Here is a 21,656-nt window from a genome sequence, read left to right on the forward strand (position 1 = left end):
CCAGTCTACCGGCGCACTCTTTCGCTTTCAGCCCTTCTCGGCCGTCTCGCCGATCCGCAGATCGAGCGGGAAGTCGATGGGGAAGGTGCCGAACAACAGCCGCCCCGCCGAGGCCGCCGATTCACGCACGGCATCCGCGACGGCTTCGGCGTGCTCGAGCGGCGTGTGCACCACGATCTCGTCGTGGAGGAAGAACGCCAGGTGCGGAGAGCGTGCGAACACCGGACCCGATGCGGCCGCAGCGCGGGCGGCATCCACTTCGGGGAGCCTGGCGAGACGGGAGCGGAGGTCGGCCAGCCACGCCAGCGCCCACTCGGCCGCCGTGCCCTGCACAACATAATTGCGCGTGAACCTGCCCCGGTCTCGGGCGGAGCGGCGCGCGCGTGTCTCGTCGATTCCGGATGCCGCGGCGTCGCTCGCCCGTGACTGCAGGTCGCGCCACGAGTCGCCGGCCGTGGGAGACGTGCGGCCGAGCCAGGTGTGCACGACCCCGCCCTCCTCCCCCGTGCGCGCGGCGTCGTCGACGAGCTGCATCGCGCGCGGGAAGGTGCGCCGAAGGCGCGGCAGGAGCCGCCCACTCTCTCCCGTGGTGGCGCCGTACATCGCCCCCAGCATTGCGAGCTTCGCCTCGGCGCGGCTGCCGACGGCGCCGCGCTCGACGATGCCGGCGTACAGGTCGCGACCGGACGCCGCTTCGGCCAACGCCGTGTCGCGCGCCATTGCCGCGAGGACCCGGGGCTCGAGCTGGGCGACGTCGGCGGTTACGAGCGTCCACCCCGGGTCGGCGCGGACGGCGGTGCGCAGCGCCCGCGGAATTTGCAGCGCTCCCCCGCCGGATGATGCCCAACGGCCGGTGACGACGCCTGCGGCGACGTAGACGGGGCGGAACCGGTCGGCGCGTACCCATTCGTCGAGCCACGCCCAGCCGTTCGCGGTGTAGAGCCGCATGAGCTTCTTGTACGAGATGAGGGGGTGCACCACCGGGTGATCGTGCTCGGCCAGTTCCCACCGGCTGGTGGACTGCACCAGCAGGCCAGCGCGGTGCAGCGAGCGCAGCAGCCGCGGCTGCGAGTCGAGCGAGGCGGCGGGGTCGCCCAGCGCCGCGCGGACCGTGGTGGCGGCCTGCTCGATGCGGGTGGGCAATCCTCCCCCGCGCCGCGCGCCGAGTTCTTCCTCGAGCAACGCTTCGTGCGCGGCGCGGCTCCAGGGGACGCCGGCGGCGTGCAGCTCTTCGGCGATGAGCGCCCCGGCCGATTCCGCCGCGCAGAGCAACCGCAGCGCCCCCGGATTCGTCGACGATCCGATCGCCGACACCTGTCGGCGGTACTCGGCGAGTGCCGCGTCGGCGCTCTCGGGAATCCCGGATGCCGACTCTCCCAGCTCGAAGAGCGTGTCACCGCCCGCGGGGGCCGAGGTGGCGGCATCCCAGGCCGTGGCGGCGCGCAGACCGTGGTCGTCGCGGACGGCGGCAGCGTCGCGGAGGATGGCGTGGACGAGACGCAGGTCCCACGCGCGAGCCACGCGCACCCCGGCCGTCAGGAGCCGGGAGTACACCGTCGTCGAATCTGCCCACACCCAGCGGACATCGCCACCCGCTTCGCGCAACGAGACCGCGGAGGCCAGTGCCTCAGCGTCGATCTCGACCGTGCGCGACGGCGCACCATCGGCATCCAGCTCGATCAGGGAGGCCCGCCCCGAGGGGGCGCTGCCGACCACGACCGTGTCAGACGGCACGGCCGTCTCGGGTCATCGGGACTCTTCTGTGCGGACCAGGATGGCGCCGCACTCGGGGCAGAACACGACCTCGTCGGTCTGGGCGCGGCGTACCGTGGCCAGGTCGCTCGGCGGAAGGACCATACGGCACGCCTCGCACGCGCCGGCGCGGAGGAGTCCCGCACCGTTTCCGCGGGCGGCGAGACGCTCGTACAGGCCGAGCAGGTCGGTGGGAACGGACGCAGCGACGGCGTTGCGATCGCGGCGCGCACCCTCGAGACGCGTCGTCGCGTCAGACACGGTGGTCTTCGCGTCGGCACTCAGTTGTGCGCCCTGGGCGTTGGTCTCGGCGATCAGAGCCTCTTGCTCGGAGACCGCGGCATCCGCCGTCTCGAGGCGCTCCATGAGCGCGATCTCCATGTCTTCGAGGTCGCTCTTGCGCCGCGTCAGCGAGGCGAGCTCGCTCTCGAAGCCTTGTGCCTGCTTGGGGTTCGACGACGCGGCGAGCCGTTCGGTATCGCGCGCGATACGGGCGTCGACGACGGCCACGTCGGACTCGAGACGCTTCAGCTCGGCGGTGATGTCATCGCGCGCGTTGGCGCGGGTCGACAGCTCTTGCGTGAGCGTTGCCCGCTGCGCGAGGAGCTCGCGCACGCGCTCGGCCTGCGGCGGGTTGGCCGAGACCTTCTCATCTCGACGGATACGGGCGTCGAGGTCGGCGAGGTCGAGCAGTTTGCGCTGGTCGGCGGGATCGGCATTCACGGGTTCCACGCTACCCCGGGGCTCCGACATCGGCGGTACGCGATCGCCGCGCGACCGGGCGGGGTCTGTGGTGCGCGGGGGCCGGAGCTGTCGATGGGCCAGATCACGGGGCCTCGGCGACGAGCCGCGGCCGTGAGAGGGCCAGATCACGCGACCTGGGCGAGGACGCACGACATGCCCTGTCCCCTCGCCCGGTTCACGTGACCTCGTGGCGGCAGTGGCGCGGGCCAGGAGCCGGGCGGACGCTAGACTCGATGCATCCAGGGCCTTTAGCTCAGCTGGTAGAGCGCCACGTTTACACCGTGGATGTCGTCGGTTCGATCCCGGCAGGGCCCACCTCTAGTTCAGGATGTTCACGCTTCGCGAGATCACGAGCGCGAGCAGGATGAAACCCGACACCGCCTGAACCATCATGAACAGCTTCGCTCGCGTGCTGAGCGGCATGACGTCGGTAGGGCTGAACGCCATGGCGTTGGATGCCGAGAAGTAGAGGTAGTCGATGTACCCGGGCGCCCAGTCCTCGGTCTCGGAGGAACGGCGGGCCACCTCGCTCACCGCGTCGCGGTCGGAGTCCTGAGGGAACTGGAAGTCGGCAGGCGGAAGGGCGTCGCGCGGGTCGCGGCGGCGCGCGATGGGCCCTCCGCGGTCCATCTCCCAGTAGACGACGGCATAGCCGATGACATTGATCGCCCACACCTGTGCCGCCCCGAGCAGGGTGCCGGCCCCGCTTCCTTCCCCGCGCAGCAGTTGCTGGATGAGCAGGAAGAACGCGACCTGGTTCGCCACGAGCAGCACTGCGGTGAACGCGAGCGCGAAGCCGCGGCCGACCGCCGACTCGCGCGACAGTCGGGAGGGGTTCGTCACGACCATGGGGATCGCACACAGCACACCCGCGATGACCACGACGTAGCGCAGCACGCCCGACGCCTCGTTCGGAAGCACCGCGTACAGTCCGGTGCCGACGGCCAGGGCGATCAAGACCGGCCAGCGGTGCTCCGGCCGGGTGCGGAAACCCTCGCGTTCGTGCGTGCTCCCGCGCTCAGGCTAGACCTGCGCATGGGCGTTCTCCGCTCGCACGCGGTATCCCCGGTGGTTCTGACGGGGCTGAGCTCGCTTCGACGTCAAACTGTCTGTGCGATGGAGGCGAGCCGTCGCGGGCGGGGCGCATCCGATGTCGCCGCGACTCGCTAGGCTGGACGCTGGTTGATTGTGCGGAGCAGACAAGGGTTGCCGCACTCGTATGGCGATTCTCTGGCATGACCTGCCAGACGACGAAAGGTCTTCCGTGACTGTTCACGACCAGGATCCGTATTCGCAGGGGCCGCAGGACAGCGACCCGGAAGAGACCGGGGAGTGGCAGGAATCCCTGCGACAGCTGGTCCAGGCGAAGGGTCCGGCTCGCGCTCGCGAGATCATGTTGAGCCTTCTGAAGGGCTCCAAGGAACTCCACCTGAATGTGCCGATGGTTCCGACCACCGACTACATCAACACCATCTCGCAGAAGAACGAGCCCGAGTTCCCCGGTGACGAGGAGCTCGAGCGGCGCTACCGCAAGTGGATCCGCTGGAACGCCGCGGTCACCGTGCACCGCGCCCAGCGCCCCGGCATCGGCGTCGGCGGCCACATCTCGACCTACGCATCGTCGGCAGCGCTCTACGAAGTGGGCTTCAACCACTTCTTCCGCGGCCTCGACGACCCGTCGGGCGGCGACCAGATCTTCATCCAGGGCCACGCCTCCCCCGGTGCCTACGCCCGGGCGTACCTCGAGGGTCGTCTGACCGAGGCGCAGCTCGACGGCTTCCGTCAGGAGAAGTCGCAGGCGCCCAACGGCATCCCGTCGTACCCGCACCCGCGCCTCATGCCGGAGTTCTGGCAGTTCCCGACCGTGTCGATGGGCCTCGGCCCGATCAACGCGATCTACCAGGCGATGTCGAACAAGTACCTGTCGAACCGCGGCATCAAAGACGTGGGTGACTCGCACGTCTGGGCGTACCTCGGCGACGGCGAGATGGACGAGGTCGAGAGCCGCGGTCAACTGCAGGTCGCAGCCAACGAGGGCCTCGACAACCTGACCTTCATCGTCAACTGCAACCTGCAGCGCCTCGACGGCCCGGTCCGCGGCAACGGCAAGATTATCCAGGAGCTCGAGAGCTTCTTCCGCGGTGCCGGCTGGAACGTCATCAAGGTCGTCTGGGGCCGCGAGTGGGACGAGCTCCTCGCCCGTGACACCGAGGGCGCGCTGCTCAACCTCATGAACAGCACCCCCGACGGCGACTATCAGACCTACAAGGCCGAGAACGGCGCCTACGTGCGCGAGAACTTCTTCGGTCGCGACCCCCGCGCTCTCGAGCTCGTCAAGGACTACACCGATGAGCAGGTCTGGGGCCTCAAGCGCGGTGGCCACGACTACCGCAAGGTGTTTGCCGCATTCAAGGCGGCCAAGGAGCACAAGGGCCAGCCCACCGTCATCCTGGCGAAGACCATCAAGGGTTACGGCCTCGGCCCGCACTTCGAGGGCCGCAACGCGACCCACCAGATGAAGAAGCTGACGCTCGACGATCTCAAGGCGTTCCGCGACGCGATGGACATCCCCGTCACCGACGCGCAGCTCGACGAGAACCCGTACCAGCCGCCGTACTACAACCCCGGTGAGCAGGACGAGACGATCAAGTACATGCTCGAGCGTCGCCGTTCACTCGGCGGCTTCCTGCCCGAGCGTCGCACCACCCATGTCGGTCTCGAACTGCCGGGGGATGCCGCGTACGCGCTGCCCAAGAAGGGCTCGGGCACGCAGGAGATCGCCACGACCATGGCGTTCGTGCGTCTGCTGAAGGATCTGCTGCGGGTCAAGGACTTCGGTCACCGCATCGTGCCGATCATCCCCGACGAGGCGCGCACGTTCGGTATGGACGCGTACTTCCCGACGGCGAAGATCTACAACCCCAAGGGCCAGCACTACACCTCCGTCGACCGCGAGCTGCTGCTGGCGTACAAGGAGAGCCCGCAGGGCCAGATCGTGCACGTCGGCATCAACGAGGCGGGCGCCCTGGCGGCGTTCACCGCGGCGGGCACGGCGTACTCGACCCACGGCGAGCCGCTCATCCCGGTGTACGTCTTCTACTCGATGTTCGGCTTCCAGCGCACGGGCGACGCCCAGTGGGCGGCGGGCGACCAGATGGCTCGCGGCTTCATCATCGGCGCCACGGCCGGTCGCACCACCCTGACCGGTGAGGGCCTGCAGCACGCTGACGGTCACTCGCAGCTGCTCGCGTCGACCAACCCGGCCACGGTGTCGTACGACCCGGCGTACGGCTACGAGATCTCGCACATCGTGCGCTCGGGTATCGAGCGGATGTACGGCGGGAACCACCCCGATCCCAACGTCATGTACTACATGACGGTCTACAACGAGCCCTACGTGCAGCCCGCCGAGCCCGACGGGGTCGACGTCGACGGCATCGTCCGCGGCATCCACCACATCTCCTCGGGCGAGGGCGACGGCCCCCGTGCCCAGCTGCTCGCCTCGGGCGTCGGTGTGCCGTGGGCTTTCGAGGCCCAGCGTCTGCTGAAGGACGATTGGGGCGTGGTCGCCGACGTGTGGTCGGTCACCTCATGGAGCGAACTGCGCCGCGACGGCCTGGCCGCCGACGAGCACAACTTCCTGCACCCCGAGGAAGAGGCTCGCGTGCCGTACCTCACCGACAAGCTGAAGGAAGCCCAGGGCCCGGTCATCGCGGTCAGCGACTGGATGCACGCGGTCCAGGACCAGATCCGTCAGTGGGTCCCGCAGAACTACTGGACCCTCGGGGCCGACGGCTTCGGTTTCTCGGACACCCGTGCCGCCGCACGTCGCTTCTTCAAGATCGATGGTCCCTCGATGGTCGTCCGCACCCTGCAGGCGCTGGCCGAAGAGGGCAAGGTCGACCGCGCGGTCGTCGGACAGGCGATCGAGAAGTACCGTCTCCACGACGTCAACGCCGGAACGACCGGCAACGCGGGCGGCGAGGCCTGATCACGTGACGAGCACCACCGACGGGTCCGGTTCCGCCTCCACGGGCGGGGCCGGACCCGACCGGTCTGCGGGCTCGGTCGCCGCCGCCGCGCAGGAGAAGGCCGACACCCTCACCTGGCTCCGGCGCATCTCGGGCGACCTCGCCACGGCGACCATCCAGCGCCTCGAAGAGACCCTGCCCTGGTACGCCGAGATGCCCCCCGCGCGGCGATCGGCCGTCGGGCTCGTCGCCCAGGCGGGGATCACCTCGTTCCTGCAGTGGTTCGAGGAGCCGGCATCCACTCCCGCCATCGCGTCCGACATCTTCGCCGCCGCTCCCCGTGAACTGCTGCGGAGCGTCAGCCTCACCCAGACGCTGCAGCTCGTTCGCGTGACCGTCGAGGTCATGGAGGAGCGCGTAGCCGGGCGCAGCGAGAAGGTGCGCGAGGCGATGCTGTCGTACTCGCGCGAGGTCGCTTTCGCCGCGGCAGACGTCTACGCACGTGCCGCCGAGGCGCGGGGGCTCTGGGATGCGCGCCTCGAAGCCCTCGTCGTCGACTCGATCCTCACCGGCGAGGCCGACGACGAACTCCCCAGCCGTATCGCCGCGCTCGGCTGGCACGGCCACGGAGAGGTCGCCGTCCTCGTGGGCACGACTCCCCCACAGCTCGACGTCGATCAGGTGCGACGTACCGCGCGCAAGCTCGGTGTCGACGTGCTGATCGGTGTGCAGGGGTCTCGTCTCGTGCTGGTGGTCGGCCGCGCCGACCTCCCCGCCCGCGCGGGCGAAGAGAACGCCGAGCTGCCGTTCCCCGAGATCGCGAAGCGCCTCGAGCCGGGCTTCGGCGCGGGTCACCTCGTCTTGGGCCCCGCCGTGCCCGCCCTGGTCGACGCCGGTCAGAGTGCCCGCGCGGCCCTCGCCGGGTTCGCCGTGGCCCGTGCGTGGCGCCACGCCCCGCGCCCTGTCGAGGCCGACGATCTGTTGCCCGAGCGCGCCCTCGCCGGCGACGCCGTGGCCAAGCAGACGTTGGTCGACCGGGTCTACCAGCCGTTGCAGGCGCACAGCGCCGATCTCGTCGCGACGCTGTGGAGCTACCTCGACAACGGCCGCTCTCTCGAAGCGACGGCCCGCGAGCTCTACGTGCATCCCAATACGGTTCGTTACCGTCTCAAGCGCGTGTCGGAAGTCATCGGATGGGATGCCACGGGGCCGCGCGAAGCGCTCATCCTGCAGACCGCGCTGATCCTCGGATCGATCGGAACGGACGCCACACGTCGACGAGGTCCGGTGGGTCGTCGGTCGTCGTTCGTGCGCTGATGCACGGCGCGCACAAAGACACGCCGTATTTCTGTGTCGATATCTCCAGAAGCACGTGCCCGATCCTTGACAGGATGGAAGAGTGATCATCGCCGTCTTCCCCGGACAGGGTTCTCAGACCCCCGGGTTTCTCTCGCCGTGGCTCGAGCTCGACGGGGCGCGTGAGCGTCTCGCCGCCTACTCCGAGCAGGCGGGCGTCGACCTCATCGCTGCCGGCACCGAGTGGGACGCCGACCGCATCCGCGATACGAGCGTGGCGCAGCCGCTGATCGTGGCGGCAAGCCTGCTCTCGTGGGGTGCTCTCGGTGACCGCTCCAGCTCGTCGGTCAGCGGTGTCGCGGGGCACTCCGTCGGCGAGATCGCCGCGCTGGCGGCATCCGGTGTGCTCTCCGACGATGACGCGCTGCGTCTGGTCGGACTCCGCGGCCGCGCGATGGCCGAGGCCGCCGCCGCCGTCGAGACCGGCATGAGCGCCGTCGTGGGCGGGGACGAGCAGGCGGTGCTCGAGCGGCTCGACGCTCTGGGCCTCACCCCGGCCAACTACAACGGCGGCGGTCAGATCGTGGCGGCCGGTGAACTCCCGGCACTGGCGGAACTCGCCTCCGAGGCGCCGCGCGGTGCGCGTGTCATCCCGCTGCAGGTCGCGGGAGCGTTCCACGCCCGTTTCATGGAGCCCGCCGTCGCGACCCTCCGTGCCGCCGCCGCCGACGTCGCGGTCTCCGAGCCGAGCACGACGCTGTGGACGAACTCCGACGGCTCCGTCGTCTCCGACGGGCGCCGCGCCCTCGACCTCGTCGTCGCCCAGGTGGCGTCCCCCGTGCGGTGGGACCGCTGCATGGCCTCGTTCGCCGAGCACGGCGTGACCGGCATCATCGAGATGTCCCCCGCCGGCGCCCTCACCGGACTCGCCAAGCGCGCCCTCCGCGGCACCCCGACCGTTGCGGTCAAGACCCCCGACGACCTCGACGCGGCCGTCTCCCTGCTGAAAGAAGACCAGGCATGAGCACTCCCATCCTCCGCCAGCTGCAGGGGCCCGCGCACACCCGCATCTACTCGTACGGAGCCGCCCGCGGCGAGAACTTCGTGCCGAACGACGACCTCGTCGGCCCGATCGACTCGAGCGACGAGTGGATCCGCCAGCGCACCGGGATCGTCACGCGTGTTCGCGCGAACAAAGAGACGGATGCCATCGACCTGGCCACCACGGCCGCGCGCGAAGCGGTCGAGAAGTCGGGCGTGGCGCCCGAAGACATCGACGCCGTGATCGTGGCGACCATCAGCAACCCCAAGCAGACTCCGTCCGCCTCGGCCATCGTGGCCGACCGGATCGGTGCGAACCCCGCCGCCGCCTACGACCTCAACGCCGCGTGCGCGGGCTTCGCCTACGGAGTCGGTCAGGCCGACGCGCTCGTGCGGGCCGGTCTCGCGAAGCACGTCGTCGTGGTCGGCGCCGAGAAGCTCAGCGACGTCGTCGATCCCACCGATCGCAGCATCTCGTTCCTGCTCGGCGACGGCGCGGGCGCCGTGGTCGTGGGCCCGAGCGACACCCCCGGTATCGGCCCCACCATCTGGGGCTCGGACGGCTCGAAGGCGGATGCCGTGGGCATGAACGCCACCCTGACCGACTTCCGCGACGGCGTCGCGGCCTGGCCGACCCTGCGTCAGGAGGGCCCCACGGTCTTCCGCTGGGCCGTCTGGGAGATGGTGAAGGTCGCGCGCCAGGCCATCGAGGCCGCGGGTATCGAGCCCGCCGACCTCGCCGCGTTCGTGCCGCACCAGGCGAACATGCGCATCATCGACGAGTTCGCGAAGCAGCTCGGGCTGCCCGAGACCGTCGTCATCGGTCGCGACATCGAGACCACGGGCAACACGTCCGCGGCATCCATCCCCCTCGCCACCCACCGCCTGCTCGAGGAACACCCCGAGCTCAGCGGCGGCCTCGCGCTGCAGATCGGCTTCGGAGCCGGACTGGTGTTCGGCGCGCAGGTCGTCGTGCTGCCCTGACGCAGCGCCGTCGAACTCTAGACTGATCGGGGCCCGACAGGCCCCGCCCCCAAGAAACAGGAGACATCATGGCATTCACCAACGACGAGGTTCTCGCCGGCCTTGCCGAGCTCATCACCGACGAGACGGGCATTTCGGCCGACGAGGTCGCGCTTGAGAAGTCCTTCACCGACGACCTCGACATCGACTCCATCTCGATGATGACGATCGTGGTCAACGCCGAAGAGAAGTTCGGTGTCACCATTCCCGACGACGAGGTCAAGAACCTCAAGACCGTCGGCGACGCCGTGACTTTCATCACGTCGAACCAGTCCTGACACCTCCCGGTGGGGGCTCCGGCCCCCACCGGTCACGACCTGTCGGCCGCACCAAGGATTTCTCGCTCATGAGCACACCCCGCATCGTCGTCACCGGCATCGGAGCCACTTCGCCCATCGGCGGCACGGCGCCCGAGAGCTGGTCCGCCCTGCTCGCCGGAACCTCCGGCGCCCGTTCCCTCGAGCACGAGTGGGTCGAGCAGTACAACCTGCCCGTCACCTTCGCCGCCGAGGCCCTGGTGCGCCCGGAGACCGTGCTCGAGCGCCCCGTCGCCAAGCGCCTCGACCCTTCGTCTCAGCTCGCGATGGTCGCGGCGAAAGAGGCCTGGGAAGACGCCGGTTCCCCCGACATCGACCCCGACCGTCTCGGCGTCGACTTCGCGACCGGTATCGGTGGCGTCTGGACGCTGCTCGACGCGTGGGACACCCTGCGCGAGAAGGGCCCGCGGCGTGTCATGCCGATGACGGTGCCCATGCTCATGCCCAACGCGGCGGCCGGCAACCTCTCCCTCCATTTCAATGCCCGCGCGTTCGCCCGCACGGTCGCCTCGGCCTGCGCCTCGAGCACCGAGTCGATCGTGAACGCCGTGCAGCACATCCGCGACGGCCTGGCCGACGTGGTGATCGCCGGCGGCACGGAGTCGGCGATCCACCCGATCACGATCGCCTCGTTCGCGTCGATGCAGGCGCTGTCGAAGCGCAACGACTCCCCCGAGACGGCGTCCCGCCCGGCCAGCATCGACCGCGACGGCTTCGTCATGGGCGAGGGCGCCGGCGTCCTCATCCTCGAGACCGAGGAGCACGCCAAGGCTCGCGGGGCGAAGATCTACGCCTCGATCGTGGGCGGCGGCGTGACGGCCGACTCGTACCACATCACGGCGAACGACCCCGAGGGTCATGGCGCCGCGCGCGCCGTGCACATGGCACTCGAGATGGCCGGGGCGTCGGTCGACGACGTCACCCACATCAATGCGCACGCCACCTCGACCCCCGTGGGCGATCCGAACGAGTACAAGGCGCTGCGCGCCGTGTTCGGCGACCGTGTCGACGAGATCCCCGTGTCGGCCACCAAGGCCTCCACCGGTCACCTGCTCGGTGGGACAGGTGCTCTCGAAGCGATCTTCACCGTGCTGGCGCTGCAGAATCGTGTCGCTCCGCCGACGATCAACCTGACCGAACAGGACCCCGAGGTTCCGTTCGCGCTTTCGGGTTCGCCCGTCGAGCTCGGCGCCGGCGATCAGCTTGCGATCAGCAACTCCTTCGGCTTCGGCGGGCACAATGCCGTCGTCGCCATCGCCTCGGTCTGAGCGCGATCTCTGCTCCAACGAAAGCCCCCTGGCATCCCTCCGACTGCGATCGGGGATGCCAGGGGGCTCTCATCTCGTCAGGTGAGGGATACGCGGTCCCGGTGCCGGGTGTGGTCACCGACCTCCGGTAGTGGCGCCTCCCCCGCTGACGGTCTCATCCGACCTTGTGCAGCCACACGATCTGCTGGTCGTCGCCGGCGTGGCGGAAGGGTTCGAGCTCTTCATCCCAGGCGGAGCCCAGGGCGACATCGAGTTCGCGTTGCAGCTCGAAGGGATCGCCCGCGGCGACCTCCATCGCGTAGCGCACGCGGTCCTCGGCGATGACGACGTTGCCGGCGGAGTCGGTCTGGGCGAAGTGGATGCCGAGACCCGGTGTGTGCATCCAGCGGCCACCATCGCTTCGCGGCGTCGGGTCTTCGCTCACCTCGAAACGAAGGTGTTCCCAGCCGCGGATTGCACTCGCCAGCGCCGCGCCGGAGCCGACTGGCCCCTCCCAGTAGAACTCCGCACGACGGCTGCCCGTGAGGACGGGCTGCTCGGTCCAATCGAAGTTGACGGCGCGGCCGAGGGCGCGTCCCACCGCCCACTCGAGGTGGGGGCACAACGCGCGGGGCGCGGAGTGGATCAGGATCACTCCGCGCGAAGACGTGATCGCCATGATTTCTCCTTCGTCAGGTACGTCTTCCCCTACGACCTGTGATGGAGCACGGCGAGTGTTCGGTTGTCCGGCAATTATCGCCCCTGCATAACGAAATCACAACACTGTGATTTCTCCGCACCTCCCGCGTGTCGGGTCGCGCCCTTCGCCGGACTCGATCACCCGAACCACAGCGCCCAGTAGAGCGCGAAATTGCGATTGCCGTACGCCGAACAGGCGTCGCCGGTCCCCCACCGCGCGGCGAGGGCGGCGGCGTTCGGCTGGTACGGCGTGTAGTTGTACAACGCTGCGGTGGCGGCATTGGCGATGGTCACGTCGGACCCACCGCACGAGGGATCGGGAGAGTAGGCGAGGTAGTGCGTACCCGGTTGCCGCATGAAGTCCGACGCACTGTACGACTTCAGGTCGGTCGCCGCCTGGGCCACCTGCGCCCCGAAGCCGGCGGCCCCGGCATCGCATGGAGCGGTGTCGGGGCACCGGGCGCCCATCGCCGCACCGAGCTGCGCGGGCGAGGGCGCACGGGCGGTGCGCCCCGAGATGAGGCTCTGCTCCTTCTGGAGAGTGACCAGCAGAACCTTCGCCGAGATCCCGCACGCCCGCTGCAGACGGTCGATGATCTGGGCGGCAGTGAGCACGCCCCCGTCATACCCCTCGCAGATCGTTCGCCCCGTAGCGTCGGAGACGATCGGCCCCCGGGCCGGGAGCTCGGAACGCAGAAGAGACAGACAGGCGTCGTTTCGGCACTCCCCCACCTGGTCGTCGAGGAACGCCTGGATCTGGTCGGCGGTGAGAGCGTCACCGTCGTAGAACTGGTCGTCGTCGATGAGGTGGCCCGGATCGAACGACGTGAGGTCGATGGCCTCGCGCCGCGCCTCGGTATTCCACGCGGTGGCCAGTGAGACGAGCGGGACAACCGCGAGGACGACCAGGCCGACGAGTACCGCCGCTACCGCAGCGAACGCGAGGCGTCGCCGCCGGATCAGTCGATCCCGAGGTGTGCGACGGCGCCGCGTGCGTGTTCTCGCCACCCGTCGATCGTGCCTCACCGCGCTGACCGCGCGCTGCACGCGAGGGGCGTGGCGCGGCGGTCAGCGCGGAGCGCGGGTCAACTTCCCGGCGTGGCGGGAGGCGTCGGCGCGGTTCCGTCGGCCGGCGGGGTCGGAGCCGTGCCGTCCGTGGGCGGCGCGGGCGGCGTGGGCTTCTGCCCGTCGGCCGGCGGGGTGGGGGCGGTGCCCTCGGCGGGCGGTGCGGGCTTGGAAGCATCGCCCTTCGGAGCGCCCGGGCCGCCGGGGCCGCACTCGGCCGGTCCCTTGCCGCCACCGGGGGCAACGGGAGCCGTGCCGTCGGCAGGAGGCGTGGGAGCCGTTCCGTCGGCGGGGGCGGAGGGGGTCGAGCCCGGGGTGGGGGCCGTACTGCCGGCGCCGGTCGAGCCGCCGTCGGCGCTCGGCGCCGAGGTCGTCGAGGCCGCGAGGGGGCCGGTTCCGCTGCTCTGCGCCGCGAGGGCGGCGGTTCCCCCGGTCAGGCCTGCGGCCACGATCACGGCGCCGGCGATCAGCGCTGGTCCGCGCCACGAGCGGTGGCGGGGTTCGGGAGTCTCCTCCTGACGCGGCAGCGGCAGGGTGGGGTTGTCGTCGTTCATCATTCTCTTCCCGTCCGGTGTCGGTCACCGGCTCTGAGACCAGACTTCGAGCCGGGACTGAAGCGAACCTGAAGTCGGATCCCCCGCCCGCCACGCATACGCAAGCCATAACCCGCATTCAGCCCGCGACCGTATCGTCGCTCGGATGTCCCATGCTGCCCGCGTGCTCGTCCTCGACGACGACGAGACGATCCGCGTCGCCGTCACCACGGCCCTGCGCGCCGATGGTTTCGTCGCAGAGGCGGCCCCGGACGGCACGGATCTCAGTGAGAGACTGGCGTCTTTCCGCCCCGACCTCGTGATCATCGACTGGATGATGCCCGGGCCGAGCGGCATCCGGTTGCTCCCGACCGTGCGAGCCGCGGGCGACACGGCGGTGATCATGCTGACCGCGCGGGATGAGGTGGACGATCGTCTCCGCGGGTTCGCCGAAGGGGCCGACGACTACGTCGTGAAGCCGTTCACCATGGCCGAACTCGTTGCACGGAGTTCAGCGGTGCTGCGGCGACGCGGGCGGCTGCCGCAGACGGTGTCCGTGGCCGATCTCGTGGTGGATCCGGATGCCGCGACCGCACATCGAGGTGGGGTGTCGCTCGAGCTCACGGCCACCGAGTTCCGCCTGCTGCAGCTGCTCGCGGAGAGTCGCGGACGGACCCTCTCCAAGGCGCAGATCCTCACCCAGGTGTGGGGGTACGAGGATTACGACCCGAACCTGGTCGAGGTGCACCTGAGCGCCCTGCGACGCAAGATGGAGCAGCGCGGGCCGCGGCTGATCCACACCGTCCGCGGCATGGGATACCGCCTGAGCGAGGAACGGTGAGCGTGTCGCCGCCGCTGAAGTCGGGGTCGCTGCGCCGGCGCACGATCGTCGCGGTCGTGGTCCTCGTCGCTCTGCTGCTCGTCGTGCTCTCCGTCGTCGTGGACGTGGCACTGGGCGCACGCCTCCGCGGCCAGATCGAGGAGCGCCTTCGCGATCGCGCGGCTGCCGCCGCGTCGCTCGTGGGAACGGTCGACGATGCGGATCTCGCCGAGCGGCTGTCGGATCAGGGGCTCGCCGTCCGTATCGTCGGCGCAAGCGGGGACTCGGTGGTCGCCGGTCCCAGCCCCGAGCAGCTGCGCGACGCTCCCCCGGGTGGACCCGGTGGCCCCGGCGCGGGGCCCGCTGCCCGGTCGACGCCACAGCCGACCGCATCGAGCGATGTGAGCGTCGTCGTCTCCGAGGTCACGGGCGACGACGACCTCGTCACGCTCCGCTCGACGCTCAGCGACGGCTCCACCTTGACGCTGACGGCATCGGCCGCCGGCATCGGTGACACGCTCGCCCAGGTGCGCTGGATCATGGCGCTGTCGTCCATCGGTGTCCTCGTCCTGGCCGCGGGCGCGGTGACTCTCGTCGTGCGCCGAAGCCTGCGGCCCCTCGACCAGGTCTCTCGCGTCGCTCGCGCGATCGGCTCCGGCGAGCGGCAACGGCGTCTTCACCCCACCCGGTCCGACACCGAGATCGGGCGCGTCGCCACCGCCCTCGACGACATGCTCGACGACGTGGTGGGCGCCGAGCAGGCCGCTCGAGACGCCGAGCAGCGCCTTCGTGCGTTCCTCTCGGACGCAGCGCACGAGTTGCGCACGCCGGTCGCCGGCATCCGTGCCGCGGCCGACACGCTGGTACGTGCCGACCTCGACGGACCCGAGCGCGAAATGCTCGCCGCACACGTCGCGCGAGAGGCGGCACGGGCCTCGCGCCTCGTCGACGACCTGTTGACCATGGCCCGCGTCGATCGCGGTCTCGAGCTCTCTCGCGCCGTCCTCGACCTGCGTTCGCTCGTCGAGGCCGAGGTGCACCGGGTCCCGCTCGTTCACCCCTCGCTGCGGGTTCGGGCCCTGCTTCCGGATGCCGCTGTCCCGGTTCACGCCGACCCCGACCGACTCGCGCAGGTGCTTTCGAATCTGGTCGAGAACGCGTCGCGAGCGACCGGGCGAACCGGACATGTCACCCTGGCGGTCTCGACGCGCGGCGAGGACGCGGTGGTGTCCGTCGCCGATGACGGGCCGGGTGTCGCGCCGGCCGATCGCGAGCGCATCTTCGAGCGTCTCGTTCGTCTGGACGCGGCACGGGCGGCATCCGGCGGGGTGGGACTCGGTCTGCCGATCGCGCGCGGAATCGCCCGGGCGCACGGCGGCGACGTACGGTGCGTCGACACCGAGCACGGCGCCCGGTTCGAGGTCACTCTGCCGTTGCAAGGGTGAGGAGCGGGGGCGCCCCTCCGCGCTCAGGCCGAGCGCCCGCCGACCGGCTGCCGAGGCGGTGTCGTGGTCACCGGGGCGATGCCGGCGGCGGTCAGTGTCAGCCCGTCGGCGCCACTCGCATCGTGCATCATCTGATCCACGAGCGCGCGGTCGATCGCCGGCTCCCGTCCACCGTAGAACTGCATGACGAGCGCATTAGAGGCGTGTATCCAGAGGCTGGCCTGTCGCACGCCTTCGTTGACGGGCAGCTGCAGCATGAAGCCCTCGTTGCGTCGTAGCTTGTTCATCACGACGATGCGGAGGTGCGCGAGGATGCGGTCGTCGATGTCGAACGACGCACGGTCACGGTAAATGAGACGTCCCATCACAGGTCCTTTTCCGGCTCGACGAATCGAACCTTGTTTCTGGGGGACCGCGCTGGGCGCAGCAATGGGGGCTCTCCCATTGTGCCACCCATCACCTACAGGGGGCGTTGGGCGAGCGGACGCCCGGCGGGATCACTTCCGAGGCGGCGAGGGGACGGCGTCCCCCGTCACGGAGGCCAGGACGCCGAAGGCCGATCGAGAAAGGAAGGCGACGATCTCCGCCGCGGGCATCTCGGTGCTGAGGGCGAGTTCGACGAGAACCTCCTCGGCGAAGTTCACCCACGAACGAAGCGCCACACGCAGCAGCGGGGAGTCTTCCGCCCCGAGTTCGAGGAATCCGTCCGTGACCCAGCCCGCGGTGACGTCGCGGGCACGGTCGACTTCGTGCCGCACCTCGGGGTCGCCCGAGGCGACGCCTCGGACGAGCGAGTAGAAAGTGCCGCGGTGCTCGCGGACGAAGGCGACGATGCGGGTGAGCGTGTCGTCGAGACGCTCACGCGGGCCGAGGTCGTCACGCGGAACGGATGCCGCGAGGAGCGCTGCGGCAGCCGTGATCACGACCTCCCGGTGCAGGCCCTGGCGGGAGCCGAAGTAGTGGAACAGCAGCCCGCGCGAGACGCCGACTCGTTGCGACAGGACCTCCATCGTGAGGTCGTCGAGGGGCTTTTCGGCGAGGAAGGCGACTCCCGAGGCGACGAGCTGGGCGCGCCGCTGGTCCGGCGTGAGGCGCGTGCGGCGATCGCTCGACATGAGGAAACTCTAACGAAGCGATGCCGGACCAATCTATTGACACACTGTCAATGAGGCGTAGCCTGGGCTCGCTCGTCGCCGTCGCCGGGCTTGCTTAAGCAGGAGGATCGATGAAGTTCCGCAGCCTGACCCGCTCCCGTACCGGCCGGGTGGCCCTCGCCACCGTTCCCGTGGCCGCCGTCGCGAGCCTTCTTCTCACCGGCGTCGCCCAGGGCGCCGTGCCGGTCTCGTTCGCCGTCTCCGGCAGCCAGTTCCAGATCAGCGCGTCGCAGCTCGAAGGCACCGGCTTCTCGCAGTACGCGGGCGTCACGAACGACACCGCGGGCGGCCAGCACAACGTCGCCATCGCGAATATCAAGTCCGCCACCCTCGCCGACCTCTGTCAGTCGGTCGTCAGCGACACTCCCCTGGGCAAGGTGGGCGTCCTCATCACCGCCGGAGGCGGCGGTGCCCCGGCCTCGGCCTCCGACCTCCAGATCGGCATGACCGGGTTGAAGGGCGACTCCTCGTTCGGCAACATCCGCATCGGCGTCGACGCGTCGACGGTCAACACGTCGGCGAAGGGCACCGCGGGTGATTTCGCTCAGGATGCCGACACCATCTCCATCAAGGGTCTGCAGCAGACAGCCTGGAGTACGCAGGCCTCGGTGTTCACCCTCACCGGCATGAAGCTCGAGCTGACCGACGGCTCGAAGACCTGCTTCTGATCGGAGTAGCCATGACCCCCTCCGACATGCCCGCTCGAGCGCGCTTTCACGAGTGGTGCCGCAGCCGTCCCCTGGTGGGCGGACTCCTCGTCGCGCTCGGCGGTGTCGAGATGTTCTTTTCCAGCCAGCTCGACATCGGGCGACTGCACATCCAGCTCGGGATCGAGGGGCTTCAGGCCACGGTGATCCCCGTCGTTCTCGTGCTGCTCGGCATCCTGCTCATCCTCATGCCGGCGCACCGCATCTTCTACGGTGTCATCGCCTTGGCAGTTGCGGTGTACTCGCTGGTCGGTGTCAATCTCGGCGGTTTCCTGCTCGGGATGCTGTTGAGCGCGGTGGGCGGGATCATCGCCGTATCGTGGGCGCCGGCTCGTGCAGAGTCGGATGCCGCTCCTCCGTCGCGTATCGAGGAGGCGGAGAACGCGTCGACGGGGGTCGAGCGATGAAGCGGGTCCGGGCCGCGGCCGCGCTGACCGCGGCGATGCTGGTGCTCGGTGGGGCGACGGGAGCGGGAGCCGCGTGGGCGGACGACGGACTGCGCCCGGCCCGCCTGTGCATTCCGATCCTGTTCCCCTGCAGCGCCCCCACGCCCGCCCCCACATCGACGCCGACTCCCACCCCGACACCGGGGCTCACCCTTCCCGGCCTGCCGGCAGTTCCCGATGCGGGATCCTCGGCACCCGGTGCGCCGTCTACGCCCGCACCCTCGGTACCGCCCGCCGACGAAGGGACGACGCCGCCGGCACAGGCGGCCGTCGCCGATCGGGATGCTCCCGTCTTCACGCAACCGTCGGCACAGCTCGGGGCGCAGTCGCTATCGTTCCGCGGCATCCCGCTCGTCAGCGTCGTCACGGTGCCGCTGGCCGATGGTACGCGCATCACCGCGTTGAAAATGACGGCGGATCAGATCACGATCGAGGGGTTCGCGCTGACGGTTCGGCGCGAGACGGGACCTGCGCTGGTCACGACCGCCGACCGCATGACGCTGTCGGGGCACGTGTCGGTGTACCTGAACTCGCTGTCGGCCACCACCGCGGACGGCAAGACTCTCACTCTCGGGGCCGACACTCCCCCGCCGGCAGACGGCATCGCGCCGGGCCTGGCGCGACTGACTCTGGGGTTGGTGGGAACCACGGCCGACTCGATCGTGTACACGAACACCGACCAGAAGATCACCGAGGCAGGGTGATCGCGCAGTCGGGGTGAATCCCCAGCCTCGCGGGGTTCCCGCTCGATAAAGTCGGTGCGATCACTGATCATCGACCCACGAGAGAGAAAACCCGTGAGCCATCACCGCACCTCCACCGACCAGGAGGGCCGATCTTCGAGCCCCCTCTTCCAGGGAGGGGGTGAGATCTGATGCTGGCTGCGGCCCTGACACTGCTGTTGGGTATCGTCGTGACTCTGGCGATCATCGTCGCCTGCGGCTTCTTCGTCGCACAGGAGTTCGCCTACATGTCCGTCGACCGGTCGCGGATGGCGGCGAAGGCCGAGAAGGGCGACGCGCAGGCCAAGCGCGTGCTGGCGATCACCAAGCGCACCTCCTTCATGCTGTCGGGTGCCCAGCTGGGCATCACCGTCACGGGCCTTCTGATCGGCTACGTGGCCGAACCGCTGATCGGTGAGTCGCTCGGTACGCTCCTCGGCGGGGTCGGCATCGACCCGGCCGTCTCGGTACTCATCGGCACCATCGGCGCCCTGCTCCTGGCCACCGTCGTCACGATGATCTTCGGAGAGCTGTACCCGAAGAACCTGGCCATTGCGAGCCCCGAGCCCCTGGCCCGTGCGCTGGCCGTGCCGACGCGCATCTACCTGCTGCTTTTCGGCTGGCTCATCACCGTGTTCGATGTGGCCGCCAACGCCCTGCTACGCCTGCTGCGCATCGAGCCGCTCGAAGACGTCGACGAGAGCGCCACCGCGCGCGACCTCGAGGCGATCATCGAGGAGTCGCGCGTGAGCGGCGACCTGCCCGACGACCTCTCGATGATCATCGACCGCATCCTCGATTTCCCGCAGCGCGACGTCGAGCATGCGATGGTGCCGCGCTCCCAGGTGGGTTCGGTGAGCCCCGACACCACGGTCGGCGAGGTTCGCGCGCTCATGGCAACCGGTCACACCCGCTACCCCGTGATCGGCGACGAAGACTCTCCCGTCGGCGTCGTCGAACTGATCGATGTCCTCCGCGAGCAGCCCGCGGACGATGCCCCCGTGGCCTCCGTCATGCGCGCCGCCGTCGTGATTCCGACCTCGATGCTTCTGCCCGTCGCCCTCGACCGCATGCGCCGTTCGCGGAACGAGCTCGCCTGCGTCGTCGACGAATACGGCAATTTCGACGGCATCCTGACGATCGAAGACCTGACCGAAGAGGTCATCGGCGAGCTGTCCGACGAGCACGACGTCGAGGTCGCCGAGGTCTCGGCCGACGGAGACCATGCCTGGACGGTCCCCGGCGACCTGCACCTCGACGAGCTCGAGCGCCTGATCGGTCTCGACCTCGCCGTCAGCGACGTCGAGACCGTGGCCGGACTCGTGATCGAGACCCACGGGGATCTTCCGGCCGTCGGGACGATTGTGCGGATCGACCTTCCCGAGCGGGCGTCCGAGACGGTGCAGGGGCTCGACATCGAGCGCTGGCTCGCCGTCGAGGTCGTCGAGGTGGACCGGCACGTCCCCTCTCAACTCACGGTCCACCTGCACGAGGTGGATCGGGATGCCGATGCCGCCGACGAAGCTCCTGCCGTCGATGAGGAGGTGGCCCGATGAACGGCTGGACCGTCGCGCTCATCACCACCGCGCTGATCATCGCGAGCGCGTTCTTCGTCATCGTGGAGTTCGCTCTGCTCGCCGCTCGTCGGCACCGTCTCGAAGAGGAGGCCGCCACCAGCGCCTCGGCGCGTGCCGCCCTTCGCGGGGTCAACGAGCTGACCGTCATGCTGGCGTTCGCGCAGCTCGGCATCACGGCATGTACCTTCCTGCTCGGTGCCATCACCAAGCCCGCGATCGACTACGCGTTGGCGCCGGCCTTCGAGGCCTGGGGCCTGCCCTACGTGCTCGCCGACATCATCGCGTTCATGCTCGCGCTGATCGTCGTGACCTTCCTGCACCTCGTGATCGGCGAGATGGCGCCGAAGTCGTGGGCGATCGCGCATCCCGAGACCGCGGCGAAAGCCACCGGCATCCTCGCCCGCGCTCTCACCTGGCCGCTGCGTCCGTTCCTGCTGTGGATCAACCACATCGCGAACCGCCTCGTGAAGGCCTCGGGCGTCGAGCCGGTCGACAAGGCCGCCGCGGGCGGACAGGACGCCGACACGATCCGCGAGCTCGTGGCGCACTCACGTCAGGCGGGCACGCTCGAGAAGCAGTACTCCGAGCCGATCGCACAGGCGATCGCGCTCGGCACCCTGACCGTGGGTGACATCGTCCGCACCGACCGTTCCCCCACGAGCGTGCCCGCAGATGCCACGGTGGCCGACGTCCAGGCCGTCGCCGCCTCGTCTACGCACTTGCGCATCCTCGTCGGTTCGGGCGCCTCGTCGCGCGTCGCGCACGTGCGCGACGCGCTGACGGTCGACCCGGCTACGCCGGCGCTCGAGATCGCCCGCGATCCGCTGGTTCTCGAGCCCACGGCATCCGCGTACGACGCCCTTGCACGGATGCGCCGCGGTCGTGTGCAGCTGGCGACGGTGGTCGAGGGTGAGAGTCTGCTCGGTGTCGTGACGCTCGACGACCTTCTGCGCGAGATCCTGCCCGGGCCGGGAGAGCTGGCGACCGCCGCTCGTTGACCCTCGTGTCGCGAAGGCCCCGTCCGTTCATCGCGGGCGGGGCTTTCCGATGGTGGCGCGAGCGTGGGGTGTCAACCCGAGGAGTTTCTGATCGCCGCG

21 protein-coding genes and 1 tRNA gene are annotated in these 21,656 nt (G+C 69.6%); 14 read left to right on the top strand and 8 right to left on the bottom strand.

Annotation, left to right across the window (positions count from 1 at the left end; all coding sequences use genetic code 11):
• Positions 1-27 precede the first annotated feature (27 nt).
• Positions 28-1,734, bottom strand: a complete 1,707-nt coding sequence (locus tag NE358_RS08110; RefSeq protein WP_141376645.1) for a bifunctional 3'-5' exonuclease/DNA polymerase — start codon at positions 1,732-1,734, stop codon at positions 28-30.
• Positions 1,735-1,746: 12 nt separating this feature from the next.
• Positions 1,747-2,475 carry a zinc ribbon domain-containing protein gene (locus NE358_RS08115; RefSeq protein WP_289942558.1) on the bottom strand — a complete coding sequence of 243 codons (729 nt, stop codon included), beginning with the start codon at positions 2,473-2,475 and terminating at the stop codon, positions 1,747-1,749.
• A 263-nt stretch (positions 2,476-2,738) separates the two neighbouring features.
• Between NE358_RS08115 and NE358_RS08120 the strand changes: the two genes are divergently transcribed.
• Positions 2,739-2,811, top strand: a tRNA-Val gene (locus NE358_RS08120).
• Between the two features lie 3 nt (positions 2,812-2,814).
• On the opposite strand, the gene NE358_RS08125 is transcribed toward NE358_RS08120, so the two are convergent.
• The gene (locus NE358_RS08125) at positions 2,815-3,453 is read right to left on the bottom strand and encodes a DUF1345 domain-containing protein (protein WP_289942559.1); all 639 of its coding nucleotides are present in this window, start codon (positions 3,451-3,453) and stop codon (positions 2,815-2,817) included.
• A gap of 307 nt (positions 3,454-3,760) precedes the next feature.
• On the opposite strand from NE358_RS08125, the gene aceE reads away from it, so the two are divergent.
• The 6 genes from aceE to NE358_RS08155 all read left to right on the top strand — a co-directional run bounded on the left by aceE (position 3,761) and on the right by NE358_RS08155 (position 11,412).
• Complete coding sequence (gene aceE, locus NE358_RS08130) at positions 3,761-6,487, top strand: pyruvate dehydrogenase (acetyl-transferring), homodimeric type (RefSeq protein WP_141377908.1); 2,727 nt, start codon at positions 3,761-3,763, stop codon at positions 6,485-6,487.
• A 4-nt stretch (positions 6,488-6,491) separates the two neighbouring features.
• A complete protein-coding gene (locus NE358_RS08135; protein ID WP_103209341.1) occupies positions 6,492-7,784 on the top strand; it encodes a PucR family transcriptional regulator in 1,293 nt (430 codons plus the stop codon).
• Positions 7,785-7,866: 82 nt separating this feature from the next.
• On the top strand, positions 7,867-8,787 hold the full coding sequence (locus NE358_RS08140) for an ACP S-malonyltransferase (protein ID WP_289942560.1): 921 nt from the start codon (positions 7,867-7,869) through the stop codon (positions 8,785-8,787).
• Positions 8,784-9,788 carry a beta-ketoacyl-ACP synthase III gene (locus tag NE358_RS08145; protein WP_103209335.1) on the top strand — a complete coding sequence of 335 codons (1,005 nt, stop codon included), beginning with the start codon at positions 8,784-8,786 and terminating at the stop codon, positions 9,786-9,788. Before NE358_RS08140 ends, NE358_RS08145 begins: the two co-directional genes overlap by 4 nt.
• Positions 9,789-9,856: 68 nt before the next feature.
• Positions 9,857-10,105 (top strand): acyl carrier protein, encoded by a 249-nt coding sequence (locus NE358_RS08150; protein WP_022880558.1) that lies wholly within the window; start codon positions 9,857-9,859, stop codon positions 10,103-10,105.
• Between the two features lie 68 nt (positions 10,106-10,173).
• On the top strand, positions 10,174-11,412 hold the full coding sequence (locus NE358_RS08155; RefSeq protein WP_056231419.1) for a beta-ketoacyl-[acyl-carrier-protein] synthase family protein: 1,239 nt from the start codon (positions 10,174-10,176) through the stop codon (positions 11,410-11,412).
• A gap of 154 nt (positions 11,413-11,566) precedes the next feature.
• Here NE358_RS08155 and NE358_RS08160 read toward each other — a convergent pair whose 3' ends face one another.
• The 3 genes from NE358_RS08160 to NE358_RS08170 all read right to left on the bottom strand — a co-directional run bounded on the left by NE358_RS08160 (position 11,567) and on the right by NE358_RS08170 (position 13,709).
• On the bottom strand, positions 11,567-12,070 hold the full coding sequence (locus tag NE358_RS08160; RefSeq protein WP_289942561.1) for a DUF3145 domain-containing protein: 504 nt from the start codon (positions 12,068-12,070) through the stop codon (positions 11,567-11,569).
• Between the two features lie 158 nt (positions 12,071-12,228).
• Positions 12,229-13,098, bottom strand: a complete 870-nt coding sequence (locus NE358_RS08165) for a hemagglutinin (protein WP_103209331.1) — start codon at positions 13,096-13,098, stop codon at positions 12,229-12,231.
• A gap of 77 nt (positions 13,099-13,175) precedes the next feature.
• Positions 13,176-13,709: a hypothetical protein gene (locus tag NE358_RS08170; protein WP_499318527.1), complete on the bottom strand. Its 534-nt coding sequence runs from the start codon at positions 13,707-13,709 to the stop codon at positions 13,176-13,178.
• A 145-nt stretch (positions 13,710-13,854) separates the two neighbouring features.
• Here NE358_RS08170 and NE358_RS08175 point away from each other — a divergent pair, with 145 nt between their 5' ends.
• Positions 13,855-14,529: a response regulator transcription factor gene (locus tag NE358_RS08175; RefSeq protein WP_116239805.1), complete on the top strand. Its 675-nt coding sequence runs from the start codon at positions 13,855-13,857 to the stop codon at positions 14,527-14,529.
• A complete protein-coding gene (locus NE358_RS08180; RefSeq protein ID WP_289942562.1) occupies positions 14,526-15,953 on the top strand; it encodes a sensor histidine kinase in 1,428 nt (475 codons plus the stop codon). The genes NE358_RS08175 and NE358_RS08180 overlap by 4 nt, the downstream gene beginning before the upstream one ends.
• Positions 15,954-15,976: 23 nt before the next feature.
• Here NE358_RS08180 and NE358_RS08185 read toward each other — a convergent pair whose 3' ends face one another.
• Positions 15,977-16,318: a DUF7882 family protein gene (locus tag NE358_RS08185; RefSeq protein ID WP_174799694.1), complete on the bottom strand. Its 342-nt coding sequence runs from the start codon at positions 16,316-16,318 to the stop codon at positions 15,977-15,979.
• 132 nt (positions 16,319-16,450) lie between these two features.
• Positions 16,451-17,068 carry a TetR/AcrR family transcriptional regulator gene (locus tag NE358_RS08190; RefSeq protein WP_289942563.1) on the bottom strand — a complete coding sequence of 206 codons (618 nt, stop codon included), beginning with the start codon at positions 17,066-17,068 and terminating at the stop codon, positions 16,451-16,453.
• 110 nt (positions 17,069-17,178) lie between these two features.
• On the opposite strand from NE358_RS08190, the gene NE358_RS08195 reads away from it, so the two are divergent.
• The 5 genes from NE358_RS08195 (at position 17,179) to NE358_RS08215 (ending at position 21,557) form a co-directional block, all read left to right on the top strand.
• The gene (locus tag NE358_RS08195; protein ID WP_103209317.1) at positions 17,179-17,775 is read left to right on the top strand and encodes a DUF6230 family protein; all 597 of its coding nucleotides are present in this window, start codon (positions 17,179-17,181) and stop codon (positions 17,773-17,775) included.
• An 11-nt stretch (positions 17,776-17,786) separates the two neighbouring features.
• A complete protein-coding gene (locus tag NE358_RS08200) occupies positions 17,787-18,221 on the top strand; it encodes a DUF6114 domain-containing protein (protein WP_289942565.1) in 435 nt (144 codons plus the stop codon).
• Complete coding sequence (locus NE358_RS08205) at positions 18,218-18,964, top strand: hypothetical protein (RefSeq protein ID WP_116239808.1); 747 nt, start codon at positions 18,218-18,220, stop codon at positions 18,962-18,964. The genes NE358_RS08200 and NE358_RS08205 overlap by 4 nt, the downstream gene beginning before the upstream one ends.
• 170 nt (positions 18,965-19,134) lie before the next feature.
• Positions 19,135-20,538, top strand: coding sequence for a hemolysin family protein (locus NE358_RS08210; protein ID WP_116239809.1), 1,404 nt, complete (start codon positions 19,135-19,137; stop codon positions 20,536-20,538).
• The gene (locus NE358_RS08215) at positions 20,535-21,557 is read left to right on the top strand and encodes a CNNM domain-containing protein (protein WP_116239810.1); all 1,023 of its coding nucleotides are present in this window, start codon (positions 20,535-20,537) and stop codon (positions 21,555-21,557) included. The genes NE358_RS08210 and NE358_RS08215 overlap by 4 nt, the downstream gene beginning before the upstream one ends.
• Positions 21,558-21,656 lie beyond the last annotated feature (99 nt).

It is taken from the genome of Sphingomonas sp. G5 (assembly GCF_052660795.1).